This is a genomic window from Paenibacillus lentus (assembly GCF_042714055.1).
GTDB lineage: Bacteria > Bacillota > Bacilli > Paenibacillales > Paenibacillaceae > Fontibacillus > Fontibacillus lentus_A.
The window spans coordinates 14143-36032 of record NZ_JBHGVC010000009.1 but is presented as its reverse complement, the minus strand read 5'-3'; the positions used below and the strand labels follow the sequence as shown (position 1 = coordinate 36032).

The window sequence follows — 21890 nt, the reverse complement described above, 5'->3', positions numbered from 1 at the left end:
TACGAAGATAGTTTTGCTCCGCAAAACAGCGTATGCTTACGAAGTTAGTTTTGCTTCGCAAAACAAGCGTATGCTTACGAAGTTAGTTTTGCCACGCAAAACTTATAGGAGGAGCTATTATGAATGCACAAAATACACAAGCAAAATCAAGCATTCGCATAAAAGCCGTGCTCTTATCCTTACTAGTACTATTGGCTAACATTGCTGCACATGGTTCCATATTCATGTTCTTCAGGGATTCCACGCTCCATCCGCTAGTGACGGCCGTGTTTGCCGTACTATGGGGAGTCGTCGGTGTTTATCTCATTTACTATACGTTTAACTGGGCGGCAGAGCAGTATCCCGAGCATATCCGCAAAAAAGTGCTGCCCTTCATCTTCATCGGCCCGGCAGCGCTCATTCTAGGCTGGCTGCTTGTACTGCCCGCATTGCGGACGCTTTACCTGAGCTTCTTCAATGCCTCTTCGGACAAATTTGTCGGTCTTGCCAACTATGCAGCTATATTCAGCGACCGTCTCATGGCGACGGCACTTCGCAACAACCTGCTGTGGGTGTTCGTCGGAACGCTGGCCTGCGTAAGCTTGGGTTTGCTCATTGCGATTCTGGCTGACCGCAGCAGCTATGAGAGGATCGCCAAATCGATCATCTTCATGCCGATGGCGATTTCTTTCGTTGCCGCCGGCGTCATTTGGAAATTTGTCTACTATTATCAGCCTGGTGACGAGCAAATTGGGATTTTGAATGCGATGGTGACTTTTTTTGGCGGTGAGCCGCAGGCTTGGACAAGTATGCTTCAGCCGTGGAATAACTTTTTCCTGATTATGATCCTGATTTGGATGCAGACGGGGTTTGCGATGGTCATTTTCTCTGCAGCGATCAAGGGCGTCCCCGAGGATATTCTGGAGGCGGCGCGCGTTGACGGCGCGGGCGAGGCGAAGATTTTTTTTGGCATTATGATTCCTTATATCTCTACTACGATTTTGACGGTTACTACGACGGTTATTGTGTTCACTTTGAAAATATTTGACGTCGTCATGGTCATGACGGGAGGTCAATACGATACAGAGGTGGTTGCGACGCAATTCTACCGGCAGTTTTTCATGTACCGCAACTTCGGTTACGGCTCCACGCTGGCCATTGTGCTGCTGATCGCGGTCTTGCCTGTCATCATTATCAATTTGCGTCAGTTCCGCAGGCAGGGGGGATTCTAATGGTCGGCCATAAAAAGAAAAGGGGAAGTAAGGCCGTCGTCAATATCGTGCTCGGCTTCATTTGCTTCATCTGGCTGCTTCCGACACTGGGTTTGTTCATCTCCTCGTTCCGGCCTGCGCCGGATATTTTACAGACCGGCTGGTGGAAGGTGTTCCCCCATCAGGAATGGAAGGCAGGGGAGACGCTGCAGTTGTCCAAAGAGGTTGATCTGCGCGAGCCGATCGAGGTGAGCGGCAAAACCTATAGCGACGACCAGTTGAAGGCCGGCGTTGCCGTAAACGATCACCGTCTCATTTGGGAAAACCGCAGAGCCCGCACGATCAATGTACAGGAGCGCGGCTGGGAGATTACACCCGATTTGACGCTGGACAACTATAAGAATGTTCTGTCAGGTAAGGAATATAAGCTGAAGCTCACGGACGGCAGCGAAACGGTGCAAAAAGGCACCGGCCTGTCCCAGGCCTTCTGGAACACGCTGACGATAGCCGTGCCGGCGACCATTATTCCGGTACTAATTGCCTCGTTCGCGGCCTATGCCTTTGCTTGGCTGCGCTTTCCGGGCCGCAAAACATTATTCGTCGTCATTATCGCCATGCTCGTCATTCCGCTTCAGGTCGCGCTTATCCCGATCCTGAAGGATTACACAGCGCTTGGCCTGAACGGCAGCTATTTGGGCATCTGGCTGGCGCATACCGCGTTCGGTCTGCCGCTGGTGACGTACTTCATGTATAACTTTATCAGCCAGCTGCCCAAAGACCTGTTCGAGTCGGCATTTATGGACGGCGCGAGCCATTTTACGATTTTCAGCAGATTGATTCTACCGTTGTCCGTGCCGGCCTTGGCATCGATCGCGATTTTCCAGTTCCTCTGGGTGTGGAACGACTACCTTGTATCCTTGGTCTTTATCGGCAACCAACCTGACGTACAGGTCATGTCCATGAAGATCGCCGACCTTGTCGGCTCTAGAGGCAACGACTGGCATTTGCTGACCTCAGCCGCATTTATTTCGATGCTGATGCCGCTGACGATTTTCTTCCTCTTGCAGAAATATTTCGTCAAAGGGCTTATGGGCGGATCGGTCAAGGGCTAAATATAAGCACTGTAACAACAAGCAACAAGAGAACGATTACACAATTGGAGGGGCCGGGTAGAGATGAAAATGAAACCATATGTGCATCCAAAGGCGCTGTATCCTTATCAGGAGTGGGGTTCTGATCGGGCACCGCCAAGTCGAGAATGAATACATGAGAGCAAGAAGCCTCTTCATGAGGTTGAAACTATTGACAACCCGCAGACTTACACTCCATAACCGAAATCAAGCGGCTTACCGGTTTCTGCAATTGTTTTAATATTACTAAGGATCATCCACCAGAGGGGATCCGCTTTCTCGAATTGCGGATTATTGTCTGTCCATTGATCGTTTACGAGGTGAAATCGGGTACAGCCTCCAACTTTGTCTAGCCTTATGGTCACTGTACTTTCCAGTTCCGTGTGTCTATCGTGATGTGTGGGTCCCGGGTGATCGGTGTAACTCAACAGTTTGTGCTTCTCGAAAGCTAACAACCGACCGTAGATATGTACGGTTTGCTCTCCATCTGCCCCAGGGCCGACAAACTCTATTGGATCCCCCACCTGCATACTTGATCGGATGACTCCTCCCATAAAAGCATGGAATGATTTTTGTGAATCGATGAGTACATCCCAGACTTGTTCAGGACTAGCCCCGATATAGAACGTGTATTCCAATTTCATTCTTCATTCCTCCTAATTATTGTTAATACAAAACTCTAGTTATAATATAATGATTCTATCTCGAGGTTTCTTGTAAAAATGCGACCACTTTCTGGAGGGGTGACCACGATGAGTGATTTGAATCAATTGAATAAAGGGATTCTCCGATTGGAAGAGGCAAAAAAGAATTTTACCATATCGCGTCACTTACCCTCTGAACACTTGCGTTTTCTTATCCGGCATTACTGGATTGTCGAATGGAATTTGAATGGCGAGTTTCCGCATCGGCAAGAAGTTCTGCAGCACCCTGGGGTCAATATCATATTTCAACGGGGGCATTCCCATATTCATGGTATTGAAAGCAAAAAATCGACATACCTGCTAGAAGGGGAAGGGCAAATTATTGGAGTATTGTTTCGGCCTGGCGCTTTTCATTGTTATGGCGGGCTGCCTATGACTGACTTTATTGATCGAACAGCAAGCATATCCGATTTCTTTCCTTTTGATGCGAGATGGGCTGAAAAAGAGATTTTTTCACAAGGGGGAATAGTTCAGAAGCTTGCGTGTCTGGAAGCGTTATTAACTCGTAACCTGCCCCAACCCGATCCAAACGTGGACTTATTGAACAAGATGATTGATCGAATTATCGAAGATCGCTGCATCACGAGAGTCGATGATCTTGTGAGAGAATATAATATGACCCCACGCACCTTACAGCGCATGTTCAAACAATACATTGGTGTCAGTCCAAAATGGGTGATTAATCGATACCGTATGCACGAAGCTTGCGAATCAATCGAGAAAGGAGAGGATATCACCGAATTGTCCTTGGAACTCGGATATTTCGATCAGGCTCATTTTAGCAAAGACTTCAAGGCAGTGATCGGTAAATCGCCGAAGGCTTATGCAAAATTGTCTAGGCGATCATGAGTTTCAATGCTGGCTTAAGCCGCATATCAAGGTACAGGACTGCTGCATCACTCTAACCTGGAACCCAACACGCCATCAACGAATATCGAGAGCAGTTAAATGCATACCGAGTGTAAATCCAGCATGTTCTGAAAAGACAACTGCAACGATAATGCTTATATTGAGTCTTGGCACGGTATTTTGATTCGGCTAGAGGGATGATGTCTAATATCTACCGCTCATCCTGGACGGTTTTATTGCATTTCTCTTGAAACTATTATATGGTGAAAATTATTACATACTTCTGAGGTGACTAGAAATCCATGCTGACAATCTATGACTTTAACGTGCTTAAAACGAATGGCGAGCGATTTCCTTTATATGAATTTGAGGGCAGACCGGTTCTGATGGTGAATACGGCTAGTAAATGTAAATTTACGCCTCAGTTCGACGATATGCAGAAGCTTTATGAGCAATTTCACGCCGCGGGTCTCGAAGTGATCGGCTTTCCCTGCAACCAATTTGCGGAGCAGGAGCCGGGTACGAATGAAGAAGCCGAGTCCTTCTGCCAAGTTAATTATGGCGTGAAATTCCCGATTTTTGCGAAAGTAGAAGTGAACGGGGAGCAAGCACATCCATTGTTTGATTATTTAAAGAAGGCGGCTCCGTTTCAGGGCTTTGATGAAAGTGATATTAACGCCAAGCTCTTGAAAATGATGGTCGCCGACAAAGCGCCGGAATGGCTGGTTGGCGATGCGGTCAAATGGAACTTCACCAAATTTCTCGTTGATCAGCAAGGCCGCGTCGTGCGTCGATTTGAGCCTACGGATTCTATCGATCTAATAAAATCCAGCATTCAGGAATTATTGCAATTAGCCTAAAGCGTGTCTTCAAGCCTAAGTTAGAATACATCCCGGTTGCGTGCATCATCCAGTTGGCCAGCGTTTGCCAAGACAGGTTGGGGTCTAATCGGGCTAGAAGGATGGCTTTCTACTGCGAGTTCCTCCGCTTGGCAACACATATTCATCTGCCTGCGACACAACAAGCAGACCAATCCCCAGACTAGCAAGGAAAAATCTGTGATATAATAATGAGCTGCAATGCGAAATGGACTAACGGGCGGGGATACACATGAAATTGGAGCGATTGATCTCCATAATCTACAAGCTGCTGAATCACGAAGTTTTGTCTGCCTCCATGCTGGCCGAAGAGTTTCAAGTTTCCCAAAGAACCATCTACCGGGATATCGATGCGATCTGCGCTGCAGGGATCCCGGTCATATCGTATCAGGGAACTAAAGGCGGATATGGCATCATGGACGGATACAAAATGGATAAAAGTTTGCTTGGTTCGTACGATGTCGATTCCCTAATCACTGTGCTCCACAGCCTCTCCACCGTGTTTGAAGACGAGCGTGCGAAAGGAACCATTGAACGACTGAAAACGATTGGAACGGAGCATCAGACTCCGAGTCTAGCAGTGGATTTAGAAACCCGCCGTACAGATCCTGAGGCGCTTCCCCATTTGCGTAAGGCCATTACGGAGCGAAATATTGTCCGTTTCGATTACATTAATGGAAAGAATGAACGCACAACCCGTGATATGGAACCGATAAGGCTTCATTTTAAATATGGCAATTGGTACATATATGGTTACTGCCTAACACGGCAGGATTATCGAGAGTTCCGACTTTCCCGGATGATGAATGTAATCCTGATACAAGAAACCTTTCAGACGCATCGCGAGGTGCCGAAAGAGACTGCTTCTTCAAACAGGGGATGGCAAGATCAGGTGGAAGATGTAGTGATCCGAGTTGGATCCGAGGCTTTGGCGGAAGCGCTTGATCAGTTTCACCAGGTTGATAGGCAATTTCATGCCGATGGGAGCATGACGATGCGAATTCCTGTTTATCAACCATTGGAAGCACGATGGCTTTGGACAATTCTGCTTGGCTTTGGCAGTGGCGCCGAAGTCCTCGAGCCTTCTGCACTGCGAGGAATTTTAAAAGAACAGCTTCAAAATGCGCTCAAACTTTATGAAGATGTATGACAGACTGTTGTCATATATCTTTTTTTAGTAACAAAGAAAGTATAAATTTCTAATTATCTTTTTAAATATTCTTGAATGCTCGCAAAGCCTTATTCTATGTGCTTTCGAGCATTTTTATTGTAGGAAGATACTTCACGTTTCTTTGGATATTTCCTCATGTTTTAGCTGTCAGAAGTGGTAAATAAGTAGTAAATTCATTTGTACCACTAAGCAACAAGACACTCCTGTTGCTTCTCTTTTTCCAAGCGTTTCATCTCTGCCATTGCGGAATCACAGGTCGCATGTGCGTAATAGTTCAGCGTCATGGTTATATTTGCGTGCCCCATAATGTACTGTAATGCTTTCGGGTTCATTCCTGCATTGGCATAGTTTGTACAGAATGTATGTCGCAAACTATGTGGCGTGATGTGTGGTAACTTGTCCTCGTTATACTTGTTGTATTTCTTAACAAGACCTTTCATCATAGAATAATAATCACTTGATGTTTTAGGATAGTCCTTACCATTAAGAAAGAGGAAATCACTATATCCATCAATCTCAACACGCTTACCATTTTTACGATTTGCTAACACTCGCTTAAATGCTTGATAGGCTTCTTCAACCATTGGAACTTGACGCTCGCCACTTTTGGTCTTTGGTGTTTCAATGTAGTACCCGATTTCAGTATCTCTCAATAGCTGATGGTCTATATTGACAAGACAATTCTCAAAATCTAAATCTGGAAGTGTCAAACCACCAAACTCTGAAATACGAAGACCTGTTTTTAAGAGTATCAGGATTTCATCATAGTTTTTGCTGTAGGTCTTATCAGCTTTCGCAAAGGCTAACAGTTTTTCTTCCTGTTCTTCTGTTAGTACAATTTTAGGAGCAGTATCATCATCAAGAACTGCATTCAGTTGAAAATCAAAGGGATTCTTCCGAACACAATCATCTTGTATCGCAATATAGAATGAAGCCTTTAAGGAACGTTTATAGTTATTGATGGTTTGATAAGCATAACCATTTTCACTCATTCTAATCGCCCATTCTTTAGCGTCTGATGGTTTTATACTGTCAATGCTTCTTACACCTAACTTGTCTTTCTTCAAAATATCCATAAGATATTTTCGTCCAGTTTCAGTATTTTTTCTAACCTTTGGTCTTTGAGCGTTCTGTTTTGCGTAAAGCTGGCAGAGTGTCATTTTCCTTCCTACAACATCAATACCATCATGAATGTCTTTCTGTAACTCTGCGATTTTCTCTCTAAGTGAGATACAATCACGCTTTCCTGCTGGTACTCTGTCTGTAGCCACAAGTTTCCACGAGTAAACAAATTGCGGTTCTCCAAATGAATCTGTATATTTGTATAAGTATCTTCCGTCTTTTCGTTGGCTCTCTCCAGTCTTTAAAATTCGACCTTTATTGTCACGTCTTTTTTTTGACATGGCATTTGCTCCTTTCCTTTATGGAAAGAGCCTTGATACGACTTAATACTATTTTACCATATACAAGACCCTTTGGCGACGCTAGATTGCGTCCAATGTATCAATAATTTTTTCAAATTGTTTTCGTTTAATCTGAATACGATTGCCATTCATAATCAGCCAGTTTGCATTTTTATTTTCTTCTACCAAACGACGCAGTTTGTTTTCGCCAATACGAAAATACTTTGACGCTTCTTCAATGGTTAGGGTATAACGCTCCCAAATAGGAATGTCAGTTTGCTTCATAAAATCCTCCTTTCCAAATCACTTATTGGATTTCATAAAAGTTATTTTACAAGCAATCGAACAGCTTTAGCAAAGCTCACGGGAGTTCCACCCCTGCATGGTTCTCATGTAGCCATACTCATTGCCTGCGACGCTTTTAACGCTCGGACTATTGACTGTATGGGAGTATCATTATCACGATAAGAACGTTGTGGCTGGCAATCCTGCTAAAGATTGCTCTCGGATCACTAACATGAATCGCTCGCTATCTTCATAGGTCATGGCGTGTTAGCTCGTTGGCTCTTTTCTTATCGAAACGTATTCGATTGCTATTATTCAGTTTTCAAAGAACAATGGCTCGTTAGCCTATCAAAACACATTGAAAGAACAATATGCTTTGATGGAATAACAAACCTCCCTGTTCGGGAAGCGTGGAACGTATCAACACGCTTCCACGAAAGGAGAGAGGATATTACTTAATTTCAAATGACAGAATCTTTGTAATCAGTCTGGTTTCCATTCTTCCACGTAAGACTTCATCAACGACCATACTTTGATTGCCATATTCATCTTTCATAAGTCGTAGGGAACGTTTTGTAATGTACCCTCTGTAATGATGTAAAATCTGGTTAATCGCTTCTGTATCGCCATCTGTTGCCTTGACAATGAGAGGAAAGGGAATCATAGGATATTGTGTTTTCATTCTTCAAATTCCTCCATAAACTTTTTGATTAAGGCTAGTCCGCTGGTTCTATGCCGATAGACAGTAGAACGGTTCAATTTCAGCAGGTTTGCAATTTCTGAATCGCTCATGTTCATAAAGTAAAACAGCAGTAGAATTTCACGTTTCTTGTCTGGCAACTCACGTAATGCTTCACTCAACAAATCATTTTCAACGCCTACTGATAACCCATTGAGTGTAAAAATCTGAAAGTCAGTTGAATAGTTATCTGTTGTCGCAAACTGATTGACGAGATAATCGCCTATATCCGAAAAGGACACCTCACGCTTTGCAAGCCTTGAAAGATAAAGCAGATAATTCTTTCGTTCGTCTTCCACAGCACGTTTACAGATATAATCAAACTGATTTTCTATTGTGGTCTGAAAAGAAGATGGTTTCATGTTTCTCACCCCCTTTCTGTCTAGGAAAGGAAGTGAGCCTTGCTCTTTTATCTCCTTTCACTCTTAGTCCCAATGTGAAAGGGGGATTTGTTGCATTATTGATTAAAATAGGTTGAAAAAATACTTTGAATAACAAAAAAAGCACATAAACAGATGGATTCTTCTGTTTACATGCTTCTATTTTTCTAACTATGTATTCTATAAAACCACATTGGTGGACGTACTTATCTATTGCAGATAGACGACTTTTTTTGATAAATATCCAATATAGGGAAGTTGATTGTATGTGATATACTTCATGGCGACTCTAACCTCCAATGAACCGCCATTTGGAAGTAATATACAATATTTTGACAGCGTAAATAGCACTACCATATAACGGTTTTTTTTATTGGCGTTTAGTAGTGCTTTTTATTAAATATGAATCCATAAACCATATAACACGTTTTTTAATACCTGTTTCTAATTCTATAGGAACAGTAGAATGTATAGAGGTGGTCTACTATGCGTAAAAAAGAAGATAAATATGATTTTAGAGCCTTTGGTTTAGCGATTAAAGACGCTCGATTGAAACGAGGTTTAACTCGTGAGCAAGTGGGAGCATTGATTGAAATTGACCCACGTTACTTAACTAATATTGAAAATAAAGGGCAACATCCAAGCATACAAGTTCTTTATGACCTTGTATCATTACTTCATGTGTCTGTTGATGAATTTTTCTTACCTGCCAATGATCTGGCAAAAAGCACCAGACGATTACAGGTAGAAAAACTTATGGATGACTTCACTGATAAAGAATTAGCACTTATAGAAGCATTAGCTAATGGTATCAATGAATCAAGAAATGTCAAAGACTAGTTAAAGTTCATACATAACAGAAAGAGCCGATAAGATGAGATTGAATTAACCTCAAATTATCGGCTCTGCGTCTTTGCGTCTGGCTCTTTAATTACTGTTATTTGTAAAGAAATTATATTTATTAAAGTTTCTTGTTTACACTTTGGACAGTATAAGGGGAAATTAGTCAATACCGTGTTGGAATGTATCCTTATACGAGTTTTGGAATTACAAATCGGACAGAATATCCACTTACTTTTTTCAATCATATTAATCAACCCTTATGTTCCACATTCGCAATCTGAACATATTTACAGGTCAGATTGCTCTTTGTTTAAGTATTCTTTTTTTAGAATACTCATAATGACAGTATCATGCCATCTTCCGTCACGGTAAATTGCTTCTCGAAACTTTCCATCATGTGTAAATCCCATTTTTTCATACAGTTTTATTGCTCTTTCATTAAATGAAAATACTTGTAGATATACTCGATGTAAATTTAGCTCATAAAAAGCAAATCCAAGTATTAAGGACATAGCCGAAGTTCCGATACCTTTACCCCACATATCTCTTGCACCAATATCAAGAATACATTCAGCAGAACGATTCTTATAATCTATATTTATTAGAGAAACAATACCGACAGTTTGTCCAGATTCTTTATGTTCAATCATATAACCTTTAGCATTAGCTTGAGAAGCAATTACTGAAATAAATTGCTCTGTTTCCTCCAACGTGTATATGTCAAGTTGAGGACTGGTCGTTTTCATGACCTCTATATCATTACGCCAGTTATGATAAGTGCTATAATCATTAGTTGATAACTTCCGTAGCTTAATAATTTTATTTTCAAACATTTACAACCCTCCTAAGTTAAGATATTCTCAATCATATTATTCATCAAACTAATTATTTGTACGAGATTAGTATCAGAAGAATATTGATAATATTGGTGTAGCATAACCCCATCAATCATTGAAATTAATAATTCAGAAAAAGAGATTACATCAATCTGTTTTTTAAATTCGCCTTTCTCAACCCCTACAGTAATAAATTGTTGAATATTTTGCGAAAGTTTTTCATGTCTTTCACGTAAATATGGAACATCTTCAATATTATGTGAGAGAAAAAATTCTGATTTAGCACGAATTAAATTAGTTTCTGTATTTTGAATGGATAGGACAATCTCACAACTCCAATCATTTAGTTGAGGTAGTAAGGGCTTATTCAAGTCAGGGTTTAGTAACTGGTTGGCTTGTAGTGAATCTTCATATTTGAGTACCTCTATAAAAACGGAATCAATATTTTCAAAATGTGCATATAACCCCCCTCTTGAAATTTTAGCTTCATTCATAATATCTCTCATTGAAGCGTTAGAATAGCCTTTTTTAGCAAAGACATTTATTGCTGATATTGCTATCATATTTTTTCGACTTTCTATATACTTCTCACTGACTTGTGGCATAGAGAATCCTCCTGTAACAAAATAGACACCGTTGTCTATTTTAGTATATAGTTTTATTCTACCTTTGTCAATGATGAATTTTTCTTGCCTACCAGTGATTTAGCAAAAGCACTAGATAGCGAATATCTCAAAAATGTTTAATTTCAAAAAAAATAGCGTATAGATCACATATATGTGGACTATACGCTATCTCACTTCATTTTATAATCTTCCAGTTACTTCCGCTCTTTTCAAGTACCAAATCAAATTGAGATACCTGCGTTGCTTTGGTCTGCTGGTCAAGATACTTCACTGCCAGCGATACCGTCACTTGATTTTCCTTTCGATTGTAAATAGGATTTATCAGTTCCGCAAATAGGTAATCTTTACCGATTGGTTTTAATATCCCATCATGCACATAGTAGGAAAGTTCACTGGCTGTCGCTGTAGGATAGAGCTTGAAAAACGTGGTTAGAAACTCATTGATTTCACTTGTTGTAATGGAATCAACCGTCCCATCACTTTCAATGGCTTTTGGTTTATAGTCCGATTTCACAGGTATGCTGGTAATAGTCGGATTCTTTATGAGTACCATATTACCAGAACCATCTACATAAACGGTTACTTCATACGCAGATTGAACGGTCTTTTTATCTTCGCCCTCTGTTATGAGCTGGTCTACACTGTAAGTCACATCAAACTGATTTTCTCCCTCTGGTTTTACCGTCCATATCTGAAATCCTCTTATAGAAGACGATACAGGAATATCTTTACGAACCGTATCGACATTGAGAGCTTGAAGCTCCTCTGTCAGATAGGCTTTGAGATTTTCCATTCGATTATCAATAGATTTGTCGTTTAATTCCCATGAGTAGTAGACTTTCGCAAAGTTCTCTACAAAGTTTTCTACATTGTGCGTATCGACATATTCCTTTTCTATGATGGTTGTTTCGTGAATGGTATGGATATCAATGGCTGTAAAGTGCTTAAATATCGCAAAGCTGAAACTAAGTCCTAAAAGCACCCACAAGGCAATCACAACCTTTTTACGTGGATTGGCTTTATAGATACGAGGTTTCTTTTCCTTTGGTATCTGTTTTTCTTTGTTTTGATTTTTTCTAAAATTCATCATTGAATCTTCCTTTCTCATTGTTTGATTCGTCCTGCTCCGACTAAGTGTTGTTGCCAGTAGGAGCTAGTTAAGTCGGCATAACCGATTGGGTCGCCTGCATGAAACATACGGTTATCGCCAAGGTATATGCCAACGTGAGTAATATAAGAGCCAGCGTTATAGGTAGAATGAAAAAATACCAAATCGCCAGCTTGTGCTTCGGATAGTGGGATATGTTGGGTCGCTTCGTATTGCTGGCTTGCAGTTCGTGGTAGGTTTATACCAGCTTTGCCATACGTCCATTGGGTCAGTCCGCTACAATCAAAAGAAGTAGTCGGGGAAGCTCCACCATAAACATACTTCCACCCCTCATATTTCAGTGCTTCGTCCATGATGGCTTGTACTGTATCATCATCAAATTGTGTCGTGACAAGGTATTGCTTAACCAGTGGAACATAAAACATATTGCCATAGTTGTACCGCCAGCCACCATTAATAGGTATGGCTATCGGATTGGGATAGGACACTTTTTCGCCATCTGAGTACTCCTTAGAAAAGCTTTGAGCCAGTTCAAAGGTATATTTGTTGCCACGACTAGCCACATAACCTAAGAAGCCACCGCCATAATTGTAGGACTGGATAACCGATTCCAAATCCACACCGAGCCTATCGCTACTGGCTAATAACTCACTAAAATACTTCACACCTTGCTTGATGGATTCTTCTGTACTAAGGCTGTTTGGTGGAAGACCAAGGGATTCCGAGGATTGCATAACATCTTCGGCAGTACCGCCCGATTCCACCTGTATAATCGCAAGAAGTATGTTGACGTATTCTTCAATGCCATATTCTTTGGCATACTTTTCTACCATAGGCTTATGAGCCAGCACTTCTGCGGACACATTCACACCGCCATAGTGAATGTTAGAAAAACCGCTATCCTGTTCATCTGAAAAAAGAATTGCGACAAACAGAAGTAGCGAGAAGACCATTAAGAATAATCCCGAACCACCAATCACTAAAGTTTTCAGCTTCATGGTTTCTTACTGCCTTTCTTGATAGTGGCGGTTTTTATTGGTGGTCTATTTCTAGTGTTGTGAAGTGGTACTCTTTGAACAGTAGACGGACGCTCTTTTATGACTGGACGTTGTGAAGCTCTATCTGTTGGTGCAGTTGAAGTTACTGTCTTTTGAACCGTTCTTTCGTGAACGGTATTACTTTGACGTTCCGTTTTTAAACTTGAAGAATCGGACTTAACTGTTGGACGCTCTTGTTTGGCTTGTTGAGATTCCCTATGGGAAGCCTGTACAGTTGTTTGCCTTGAAGTCTGTCCATCATGAGATTGTTCTTGCTTAGTGGCTGGTCTTTCATGAACGGAAGAAGTTGGCTGTTTTTTCTGTTTGACCTGCTCCATTTCAGAGCGACGCTCCGCAATGATTTTTCGTCTTTGTTCCTGTTGCTCCTTACGTCCACTGGCTTTATTCGCTTTGGTTTGAGAAATACTGCTGGTTAGGTCACGGACATTCTCTTTTACTTTGGATTTTCCTTGATATACTGCGTATCTTGCATTGGTCGGCAAATCCTTAACCTGTTCTTTCAAACCACTAGCAGTATCTACCATTCTGTCTTTGGTATCTGCCACCGTACCGATAGTTTGACCGATTCTCTTTCCTAGTGTTGATTTTTCCTGCCCGTCTGGTCGGGAGTGATCTGCTTGTGTCCTTGCAGAACTTCCCGTACCCGACTGTCCTTTTTTACCTGTAGCACTAGCAATGGCAGACCCAGCCCCTAAAGCGGTCATGGAGCGTCCAAGTTTACGCTGTAGGCGGTGCATGTGAGCGTGCATAAGCATACGAGGTTTTCTCATCAAACGACTACCCACACTTTGAGAATCGTTGCTTTGAAGCGAAAACATACTCATTAAATCGCCTAGTTTGAAGTAGATTCCTGCAAAGGTAACAATCTGTAGAAAGGCAATGAGGAAAAACGGATAACCAGCCGATAAGGTATAGAGCATGGTTGAAATACTAAAGGCTGTCGTAATAATCAATGTAATTCCAGCTCGTGTCAAAATGGTATTAAAGAGTTTAGTAATCGCTCGTTTTGACATGCCATCAAAAGAGGGAATCATACTTAAAATAAAGCTCACAGGCAGAAACATAGCATAGATGATAAAGAGTACCTGCGAGAAAATCATGATTCCTGTTAAGAGGAATACGAATATGGAAATCCCAATGTTAAAGACAAAGAGGAAGAAGACTGTTCCTAAACGGTTAATGGTCTTTGTGATGGTTAGATTGGTATTGTTTCTGTCTTCAATTTCTTCAATCACGACGTTTTCTCTGTCTTCGCCATTGTTAGAATCTGGACTGGTTGAGAGCAGGCTTTCCACACGGTCAATACCAATACTTTCAATGTCTGAACTGTTGTATTGAAGCAGTAGCCACGGTTGCTGAACCTGTATGGAAAATAGGCTATCTCTGATTAAGTCCACACTGTCCTTGCCTTGACTGTTGGAATGGGGCATAACAATTTTTGTACCAAGTGACAGACTGGCTTTACTGATGTCTGATGAAAAGTCATTGATTTTCCCGATATAGTCGGGAGCATAGGCAATAAAAGAAGCCGATAGGATAAAGACCATCACAAAATTGACAATGGCATGAATCGCCTTTGTGGTTTCTCTCTTTATCAATCCTGTATAGGCAACATACACCCCAAGAACCAAAATCAAGAGTAAAAGGAATCCGATATAGAAGCCCTCTGTTGATAGTCCACTAGGTGTAACTCCTGCAAGGGTCTGCATATTCTTGCCAATGGAATCGGCTGTAGCGGAAATGAAGTCTAAAGAATAGGCTTCCTGTACTAAGTAACCTGTCGCATTGGAAACATAAAGACTGATTGTCCAAATAAAATTGGTAATGGCATATAGTCCATACATGACCTGTTTTCCAATCCCGTCCGACCAGTTCCACGGTAGCCAGCCCCAACTATTATCAACATAAAAATCCAGTTGATAGTTTTCAAGTGGGTATCGGCTGTATTCATTTGCTACATTGACCGTATCATCTACCAAGCCCGCAGCTTGAACCACTGTTCCCAGCATGGCGAAAAGAAAAATGGCAATCACAAGTGTGAAAACCACTGTCATTGCCACTTTACCTAGACGCTTGAACGTCCATTTTGATTTTAATTTCTGTACCATTATTACACCTCTTTTCGCACAGGCGGTCTGGTATCAAAGGCATGAAGCAGTTCTTCAAATACAGGGTGGAACTGTATCACACCGACACGACCATATAAATCACTGATAAGGCATTGCCCGTTTTCCAAGTCACGCAATCGCTTCTGATTGTTTTCGTCTTCTGGGTCTACACCAAAAAAGGCAAGGGTTTTTTTAATCTCGTTAAGGTCAGTGGAACGGAAAGCAAATTTTAAGCCGAGGTTATTTTTCAGTTTTTCATCTAATAGGTCATCTGTATTTTGGGTCACGAAATATACCCCAGCGTTCATAGCACGACCAGCACGAACCAGCTTCATAGATAGTGTTTTTCCTTGTGCTACCTGTAAAAAACTCCATGCTTCGTCTAAGTCTACAATCTTAAAAATGCTTCGGTCTGTATGAATAAAGTCTAAAGCAAAGGTACTAATGACAATCAGCATAGCCACTGATAATAACTCCATTGTGGTATATTCCTCAAAGGAAGTTTCCTTGTCGGGCAATACCAAGTCGGCTACTTGAATGATATTCAGTTGTTTTTCAAGGCTGATTGACTGTTCTACATAACCATCACTAAAAAGCAGATGAGCAAAGTCATAGTCTGTAAAACTTTCGATATGGTCGGCTATGCTGGTGCTTATTTGAGTTCTCTCAACACGCAGTTCTTCAATAACTTTTAATAAGCCACGTACTTCGCTATTAGTTACAGCACGAATGGCTTTTCGTAGCACAGGGAAACGGTCAGAATCTCGTGAGGATATACCTGTAAGGAATGTGAGAATATCAATAGCCAGTGATTCAGAATCTTTGGGATTTTTCATAATCACATAAGGGTCAAGTAAGCCTTTGTTTTTCTCATCAGAAGTCAGATTGACGATATTGATTTCATGGGAAATCTCTGGCAAGGTTTCTTTCCAGTTGCCACGTTCTGCTTTTGGGTCTACAATCACTGCTTGTGCCCCATAAAGCACCGCATAATAGACGATAAGGTTATTCGCAAAGGATTTACCACCACCCAGCGAACCAACAAAAGCCGACGCTAAAGCATTGGTTACTGAACCCTTAACCCCTTGACTGGCAAGAGCTGGTTTCAAGTAGACATTGCGTCCAGTATCTAAGCTGTAGCCAACATAAATCCCCTCATTTTCTCCCAGCATTTGAGTAGCACCAAAACCTAAACCAGCGAGGAAATCAGAAGTTACGTATTGAATATAGTCATTCATATATCTTTTGCTTGCTGGCAGAAATTCTTCATGTAAGCCCAGCATATCCCCAAAAGGTCGAACCAGTTTCACACTTAAATCGTCATAAAAATCTTTGACCTCATTACAACGACGTTTGAGTTCGTCAAGGTCATTTGCTGATACCCTTACCACATAAGACAGCTTGTACATAGATTCCTTGCTTTGGTCTAAATTGGTTTCTAGCTCATTCACACTTTCCAGAGCTTCCGCCACATTGGAGCTGGTTTCATTATCACTTTGCCAAGCGTGGTTATCTAAGTCTTTCAGTTCTTTCTTTTTATTGCGGACAGTAGATAGGGCTTTACGATTCGCTACAATTTCCACATTCATTGACGTATCAATCGGGAATGTGAATTGCTGTTGCTGGTAGTAGAAGATTTCAGAGGACGGGAAGTCCAGTTCTCCGACAATGCTGTTAATGGTAAAGTAAGCTACATAGACGGTTTCATCTTCTTGTTGGATTTTCAAGTATCGCTGTTTTTCTTCCACCAAACAACGGGTAGGCTTAATCAAGTCATAGGTTTTAATCAGCGTTTCATTATCAAGCTTTTTCTTTGATAGATGGTACTCATACTCTTCATAGGCAGTGCCTGTCTGTCCGTAAAGATGTTCAATCAGATAGCCGAAGTCGTCCTTATCTAATCTGCGGATTTTGAAACGACGAGAGATTTTATTTTCTAAGAGCTTTTCCATCTTCTGAAAACGCAGGATTTCATCATTACTCATGCTAACAAAATCGCCCATCAGCTTATGGTTCACATCATAGACAAAATCAGACAAAGCATTTTTTGCTTCAACGGTAAGACTTTTCATAGAAAACTCCTGATCGTTGAGAAGCAACTTAAAGCCGATAAAGAAGCGGTAGTCCACTTGATTTTCTCCAATCATGGATATTAAAGCGTCTGTCTGTTGGTCGATTTTGTCATAGGCAATCACTTTTAGCTTGCCAGTGACTTCTTTTTTAGAACACTCTTGTGCAGAACGTATGCTGGATTCTGTACTGATTTGTAAGGCATGAATCTTGCCATCACGATTTTGTGCGATAAGCTGTCTGAAAGAATCATGCACTTGTATTTTCTGCTCTGGACTTAGAAATGAGTAATTGTAGGGAACAAGCTCATAGTAAGCATAACATTCCCCATCTTTATTCCAGACGAGATTGTTTTCAATGTATTTAATTGGATATGCCATAAAATTCACTCCTAACTGCTGTAATGGCTTCTTGTGGCTGGTTTCTGTCAAGCGTTACTTTTTTTCCTGCATAGGTCAGCTTTGGTCGCAGTGCATAAGCAATGACAGACTTCAAAAATCCATAGGGCTTTTTACCATCAAAGGTTTTTGTAGACATAAACCATGTGAAAGCCACAGGAATCCCAAAGTATTTGAGAAATGCTCCCTCAATCATGGAAAGAGGTGGCAAGTTGCCAAGTATCATAACCGCAAACAGTGACACGACAAACCATGTCATTTGCGTAAAGGTTATGGGAAACGGAAGTCTAAAATCATTAATAGAATACAGTACCTTTTCCACAGACCAGATACTGGTATAGCTTCGTATTTTCTTCATAGAATCAATCCTTTCATAAAAAATAGGGATAGTCTTTTGACTACCCCATAAACAAGAAAATCTGCCAGTAATCATGTACCAACAGATTTAAGTGACGATTTCAAAAATCCCGTGATTGGTAGAAATGAATGTTCCCTCAATTTCTAAATCCCGACCATAGGCTTGATAATCAATATAGTTTTGAAGACTGGCTGGCACTTCGCCTAAAGCACCCGTTTCTTCAATGTAGTAGCGTGCCACGTCAGACATATCATCACAATCTGAATGAATGATAATATCCTCTTGATGTTCGCTTAGTTCCTCAATACTTGAGAAATGAGTGAGCAGAGCAGATAGCTCCGATTGTAGTTCTTCTGGCAACTCTGACACCATTTCCCATAGGCGATTGAGTTCGCCAATAGAGGTGTATTCATCAACCGTAAAGGGTAACTCATAATCGTGAATGGCGTATTCCTCATATTCATCATTTAAGCCTATTTTTTCTTTGACTTCTTCAAAGTCAATGGGAAAGGTAAACCAAGCCCCGACCAATTCGCCCTCATTGTATTTTCCTAGATTCGCAATGTAGACTTGCATATCGTCCATGTATTCACGTCCTTTCTTTGTAGAACTTCAAAAATCCCTACCGCACTTCGTTTGGTGTACCATTCTTTTGCGGAACATAAGAAAATCACTTATATTCCACAAAAGAACGGTTTAATTTAAGCACCAATAATGCGATTAAATAGCTCTAGTAAAATGTCTTTTACTCCAGCAGCGTTGAAGACTAAGCCCACCGCAATAATCGCAATGATGAGAAAGCCAATCAGTTTGCTAAACTCACGCTTGAAGCCAAGATACAAGCCAATTACGACGATTGCTAAAAGCACCAGTGATTGAGCGTTTGATAGAAACCAGTTATAAAGGTTTTGTCCAAAATTCATAAAAATGTTCTCCTCTCTGTATTCAATGAATTTGTATTTGAGTTATTTTTTTGTTGTTATCACGTCCTGTTCTTTTACCGCCTGTTGCTTTAAAATCTGCTTATGTCGGTCTGTCAGTTTAGCATGGTCGAGAATGTCTTTCACAAACTGCGTCTGATTGAGTTCATCAAGTTTAATCGCAACCTTTAAAGTCGGGGCGACTTGATGGGAAAGCCAGTTCAGCGTCCGCTGGAAAGAGTAAGGCTCTGGTTTTGTGGTTAGTTTTAATCGTTCACGGTTGTTTCCAATAAACCAAGCCCATTCTTCATTGAGTTTCCAATCAAAACGAGGTTTTGAATCGTCTTTATCTACAAAACGGATATACCGATTGATAATCTTAAAAGCAGTCTTTTCGGGATTGTCATAGACGAGTAAATCACGTACTGCATAATAGGCACGCTCATTTTTCAGCCGAATCTCAAAACGGTTTTTTACTTCTGCGTCTTCAATGGGAATATCATTTTTCTTGTACTGTTCATAGTCCTTTTCATAGATACAGAAATAGACTTCGCTTTGTAATGAACCGATATAGAGTGTATTTCCCATACATTCCTTTTCATCTTTGCGTACCAGCTTCCCACTGCGATAGCTTTTGAAACTGCGAAATACGGATATACATTCTTCCTGTCTGCATTTTTCAGTGAGTACAGGGATATTTAAAATTCCTGTTTTATCGTTGATGGCAAGGTCAAGGCGTTTCATCACACCGTCAGCCACCAAAGCGTCCATAAAGAATTCATACCAGCTTCTTTGTTGTGCTAAGAGATAGCTTTCAAATTGCCGACACCCACGACCTTTCAATTCCACCAGAACTCCTTTGTCCAGTTCATGGGAACAGAGGACGAATATATCGCCTAATACATAATGCTCGGAATAAGAATAGAAACCATAATCCTCATGAAGAAAATAGGACAGTTTCAGTTGTAAGATGTTTTCGACCACATGCTGTACGTCTGTTGTCGGAAAGCGAATCCTTACATAATCAAACAGCATTTCAAGGGGAGCGTCGGGATTGAAACGTTCCAGAGCTTCAAAAAGAGATTGCTGTAAATCCTCTGATGTTTTGACTTTGCCTGTTTCAATTTCGCTTAGATACTGCCTTGTAATGCCAGTGGCAATAGCCAGTCGGTTTTGAGACAATCCGTAAGCCAAGCGTTTTTCTTTTAACTGCTGGTTCAAGGTTTGTTCATTCAGCTCAATTCCTCCAATCAAAAAAGGTATGTCAACTATTGAAGCTCATTTGACATACCTTGAAATTTTGTAAATCCCTTGTAACCAAAGGATTTTCTACACTTTTTTTGACTGTTGCCTGTCGATTTGTACCCCCCTGTTAGATACGGAGGGTTAAGTGCTGGCGTGGCTGTCGCCACACCAGCCAGCAATCAGTCCACACCTGCGACTTTCGCTTCGCACGTCGCCTGCGTGTCCTGTTTGCTGTTGGGCAACCTTTTGATTTCCTCTAAAAAGTCATGTCCTTTTGGTACAAGGGGAGTATAAAATTCCGATATGACACTTGTTCCTACATCTACATAGCCACGACCTTTGATTTGTTTTAAGAAAAAATCCTTTTGTACATCACTACCAAACATCATGCCATAGCCCATTTCAGACATACGACCTAAAGCCACTCTGAAATTAAATTGGTCACGGATTCCATCGCCTAAGTATTTTGCGTCTGGACGTTGACAAGCCAGTATTAGAAAGAATCCAGCTTGACGACCTAACATGACTATCTGTTTGAGTTTATTAAGCACTGCGGTATTTTCTTTTGTTCCCAGCATTTCCATGAAAGCGACATACTCATCAAAGATTAAGAAGTGTGCAGGAAGTCCTAAATAGGCATAGTTTTCGCCTGTTTTATAGTTTTCCATCTGCTTCATATCCTCACTGCGTTTCATCATGTCCTCATAGAAACGGTCAATGCAAGCCAGCATATCTTCTTTTCTATAATAGACATTTGACATCACAGAGCCTAAGTCGGCAAGGTCAGCATTCTTTGGGTCAAGAATATATAGCTTAGAATCTGTATGAAGCAAGGCTTCAATCAGTGTGAGAATAAAATAGGTCTTACCGCCACCTGTACCACCAGCTATGAGCATGTGAGGGAGCTTGTCATACTCCCACCATACATTCGTCATTAAGCGTAACTTACCGTCTTTCGCCTGTACTTCATCAATAGAAATACGACTGGCTATGGTGTCATAGAGCAAAGTATATTCCACGTAAGAATCCTTTAACTCTTTATCCGTCAGCTCACAATACAAGCCACTTTCTAGCTTTTTCTCCAAATGTAAGAGCTGGTCTTGATATTTCCCCAGTGTGATTTCCACTCGTATCTGTATCAAGCCATTTTTCAGTCTGTAGAAGATTTTAGGGAAGTAAGTTATCTTTTCCTTTGTCCGACTGGAACTATCCTTGAAGAATCCCTCTGTTTTCACTTGTTCCGATTCGTACCATTTATTTTCTAAAATCATCTTCGCCAGCTTTTGACGGTGCTGTAGTTGTTTGAACGTATCGTACCTGTATCTTCTGAATAGAAAAGCCATCAACAAGCAGACAAGGACTGCGACACTGAAACTTATAACTAAATAGGGAATGTCAATCTTATCTGCTTGTGATAGGCCTAAGTCCTGCCAGTTGATCTGCTGGATTGTCTTCACATGAAACAAACCGACAACCAGCAGGAAAACAGGCAGAAGTGACGCTATCGTAAAATGAAAGACTAAATCTTTATCAGATGGACGAATCTTTTTACCTCGCTGTTTCATGCGTAAAATCCTCCTTTCTACCTAAC

At 41.1% G+C, this 21890-nt stretch carries 23 protein-coding genes; 6 read left to right on the top strand and 17 right to left on the bottom strand.

Annotated elements, in window-relative coordinates; genetic code table 11:
• Positions 1 to 119 precede the first annotated feature (119 nt).
• Together ACE3MQ_RS19075 and ACE3MQ_RS19070 are read left to right on the top strand one after the other, a co-directional pair.
• Positions 120 to 1211 (top strand): carbohydrate ABC transporter permease, encoded by a 1092-nt coding sequence (locus ACE3MQ_RS19075; RefSeq protein ID WP_379395567.1) that lies wholly within the window; start codon positions 120 to 122, stop codon positions 1209 to 1211.
• Positions 1211 to 2302: a carbohydrate ABC transporter permease gene (locus ACE3MQ_RS19070; protein WP_379395564.1), complete on the top strand. Its 1092-nt coding sequence runs from the start codon at positions 1211 to 1213 to the stop codon at positions 2300 to 2302. Before ACE3MQ_RS19075 ends, ACE3MQ_RS19070 begins: the two co-directional genes overlap by 1 nt.
• A 206-nt stretch (positions 2303 to 2508) precedes the next feature.
• Here the strand turns inward: ACE3MQ_RS19070 and ACE3MQ_RS19065 are convergent, their stop codons facing one another.
• Positions 2509 to 2964, bottom strand: a complete 456-nt coding sequence (locus ACE3MQ_RS19065; protein WP_379395562.1) for an SRPBCC domain-containing protein — start codon at positions 2962 to 2964, stop codon at positions 2509 to 2511.
• A 108-nt stretch (positions 2965 to 3072) separates the two neighbouring features.
• Here ACE3MQ_RS19065 and ACE3MQ_RS19060 point away from each other — a divergent pair, with 108 nt between their 5' ends.
• The 3 genes from ACE3MQ_RS19060 to ACE3MQ_RS19050 all read left to right on the top strand — a co-directional run bounded on the left by ACE3MQ_RS19060 (position 3073) and on the right by ACE3MQ_RS19050 (position 5901).
• A complete protein-coding gene (locus ACE3MQ_RS19060; RefSeq protein ID WP_379395560.1) occupies positions 3073 to 3873 on the top strand; it encodes a helix-turn-helix domain-containing protein in 801 nt (266 codons plus the stop codon).
• 302 nt (positions 3874 to 4175) lie between these two features.
• Positions 4176 to 4733: a glutathione peroxidase gene (locus ACE3MQ_RS19055; protein WP_379395558.1), complete on the top strand. Its 558-nt coding sequence runs from the start codon at positions 4176 to 4178 to the stop codon at positions 4731 to 4733.
• A 250-nt stretch (positions 4734 to 4983) separates the two neighbouring features.
• A complete protein-coding gene (locus tag ACE3MQ_RS19050; protein ID WP_379395556.1) occupies positions 4984 to 5901 on the top strand; it encodes a helix-turn-helix transcriptional regulator in 918 nt (305 codons plus the stop codon).
• A 206-nt stretch (positions 5902 to 6107) separates the two neighbouring features.
• On the opposite strand, the gene ACE3MQ_RS19045 is transcribed toward ACE3MQ_RS19050, so the two are convergent.
• From ACE3MQ_RS19045 to ACE3MQ_RS19025, 4 genes are all read right to left on the bottom strand, one after another.
• A complete protein-coding gene (locus tag ACE3MQ_RS19045; RefSeq protein WP_379395554.1) occupies positions 6108 to 7325 on the bottom strand; it encodes a tyrosine-type recombinase/integrase in 1218 nt (405 codons plus the stop codon).
• Positions 7326 to 7406: 81 nt separating this feature from the next.
• Positions 7407 to 7610, bottom strand: a complete 204-nt coding sequence (locus ACE3MQ_RS19040) for an excisionase (RefSeq protein WP_231310105.1) — start codon at positions 7608 to 7610, stop codon at positions 7407 to 7409.
• Between the two features lie 451 nt (positions 7611 to 8061).
• Positions 8062 to 8292 (bottom strand): helix-turn-helix domain-containing protein, encoded by a 231-nt coding sequence (locus ACE3MQ_RS19030; RefSeq protein WP_000857133.1) that lies wholly within the window; start codon positions 8290 to 8292, stop codon positions 8062 to 8064.
• Positions 8289 to 8711, bottom strand: a complete 423-nt coding sequence (locus ACE3MQ_RS19025) for an RNA polymerase sigma factor (RefSeq protein ID WP_379395551.1) — start codon at positions 8709 to 8711, stop codon at positions 8289 to 8291. The genes ACE3MQ_RS19030 and ACE3MQ_RS19025 overlap by 4 nt, the downstream gene beginning before the upstream one ends.
• A gap of 504 nt (positions 8712 to 9215) precedes the next feature.
• On the opposite strand from ACE3MQ_RS19025, the gene ACE3MQ_RS19020 reads away from it, so the two are divergent.
• Positions 9216 to 9569: a helix-turn-helix domain-containing protein gene (locus ACE3MQ_RS19020; RefSeq protein ID WP_379395549.1), complete on the top strand. Its 354-nt coding sequence runs from the start codon at positions 9216 to 9218 to the stop codon at positions 9567 to 9569.
• Between the two features lie 56 nt (positions 9570 to 9625).
• On the opposite strand, the gene ACE3MQ_RS19015 is transcribed toward ACE3MQ_RS19020, so the two are convergent.
• The 12 genes from ACE3MQ_RS19015 to ACE3MQ_RS18955 all read right to left on the bottom strand — a co-directional run bounded on the left by ACE3MQ_RS19015 (position 9626) and on the right by ACE3MQ_RS18955 (position 21864).
• Positions 9626 to 9817, bottom strand: a complete 192-nt coding sequence (locus ACE3MQ_RS19015; protein WP_379395547.1) for a cysteine-rich KTR domain-containing protein — start codon at positions 9815 to 9817, stop codon at positions 9626 to 9628.
• Positions 9818 to 9859: 42 nt separating this feature from the next.
• Positions 9860 to 10405 carry a GNAT family N-acetyltransferase gene (locus ACE3MQ_RS19010; protein ID WP_126108834.1) on the bottom strand — a complete coding sequence of 182 codons (546 nt, stop codon included), beginning with the start codon at positions 10403 to 10405 and terminating at the stop codon, positions 9860 to 9862.
• 11 nt (positions 10406 to 10416) lie between these two features.
• Complete coding sequence (locus ACE3MQ_RS19005; RefSeq protein ID WP_379395544.1) at positions 10417 to 11013, bottom strand: TetR/AcrR family transcriptional regulator; 597 nt, start codon at positions 11011 to 11013, stop codon at positions 10417 to 10419.
• A 196-nt stretch (positions 11014 to 11209) separates the two neighbouring features.
• The gene (locus tag ACE3MQ_RS19000; RefSeq protein WP_379395542.1) at positions 11210 to 12142 is read right to left on the bottom strand and encodes a conjugal transfer protein; all 933 of its coding nucleotides are present in this window, start codon (positions 12140 to 12142) and stop codon (positions 11210 to 11212) included.
• On the bottom strand, positions 12139 to 13140 hold the full coding sequence (locus ACE3MQ_RS18995) for a bifunctional lytic transglycosylase/C40 family peptidase (protein WP_379395540.1): 1002 nt from the start codon (positions 13138 to 13140) through the stop codon (positions 12139 to 12141). Before ACE3MQ_RS18995 ends, ACE3MQ_RS19000 begins: the two co-directional genes overlap by 4 nt.
• Positions 13137 to 15308, bottom strand: coding sequence for a CD3337/EF1877 family mobilome membrane protein (locus ACE3MQ_RS18990; RefSeq protein ID WP_379395538.1), 2172 nt, complete (start codon positions 15306 to 15308; stop codon positions 13137 to 13139). Before ACE3MQ_RS18990 ends, ACE3MQ_RS18995 begins: the two co-directional genes overlap by 4 nt.
• A 2-nt stretch (positions 15309 to 15310) precedes the next feature.
• Positions 15311 to 17758 (bottom strand): conjugal transfer ATPase TcpF, encoded by a 2448-nt coding sequence (tcpF, locus tag ACE3MQ_RS18985; protein ID WP_379395536.1) that lies wholly within the window; start codon positions 17756 to 17758, stop codon positions 15311 to 15313.
• Positions 17742 to 18134, bottom strand: coding sequence for a conjugal transfer protein (locus ACE3MQ_RS18980; protein WP_379395534.1), 393 nt, complete (start codon positions 18132 to 18134; stop codon positions 17742 to 17744). The genes tcpF and ACE3MQ_RS18980 overlap by 17 nt, the downstream gene beginning before the upstream one ends.
• Before the next feature lie 87 nt (positions 18135 to 18221).
• Positions 18222 to 18719: an antirestriction protein ArdA gene (locus ACE3MQ_RS18975; protein ID WP_379395532.1), complete on the bottom strand. Its 498-nt coding sequence runs from the start codon at positions 18717 to 18719 to the stop codon at positions 18222 to 18224.
• A gap of 116 nt (positions 18720 to 18835) precedes the next feature.
• Complete coding sequence (locus tag ACE3MQ_RS18970) at positions 18836 to 19057, bottom strand: hypothetical protein (protein ID WP_001009056.1); 222 nt, start codon at positions 19055 to 19057, stop codon at positions 18836 to 18838.
• Positions 19058 to 19099: 42 nt separating this feature from the next.
• Positions 19100 to 20305, bottom strand: coding sequence for a MobT family relaxase (mobT, locus tag ACE3MQ_RS18965; protein ID WP_379395916.1), 1206 nt, complete (start codon positions 20303 to 20305; stop codon positions 19100 to 19102).
• 173 nt (positions 20306 to 20478) lie between these two features.
• Positions 20479 to 21864 carry an FtsK/SpoIIIE domain-containing protein gene (locus ACE3MQ_RS18955; protein ID WP_379395528.1) on the bottom strand — a complete coding sequence of 462 codons (1386 nt, stop codon included), beginning with the start codon at positions 21862 to 21864 and terminating at the stop codon, positions 20479 to 20481.
• Positions 21865 to 21890 lie beyond the last annotated feature (26 nt).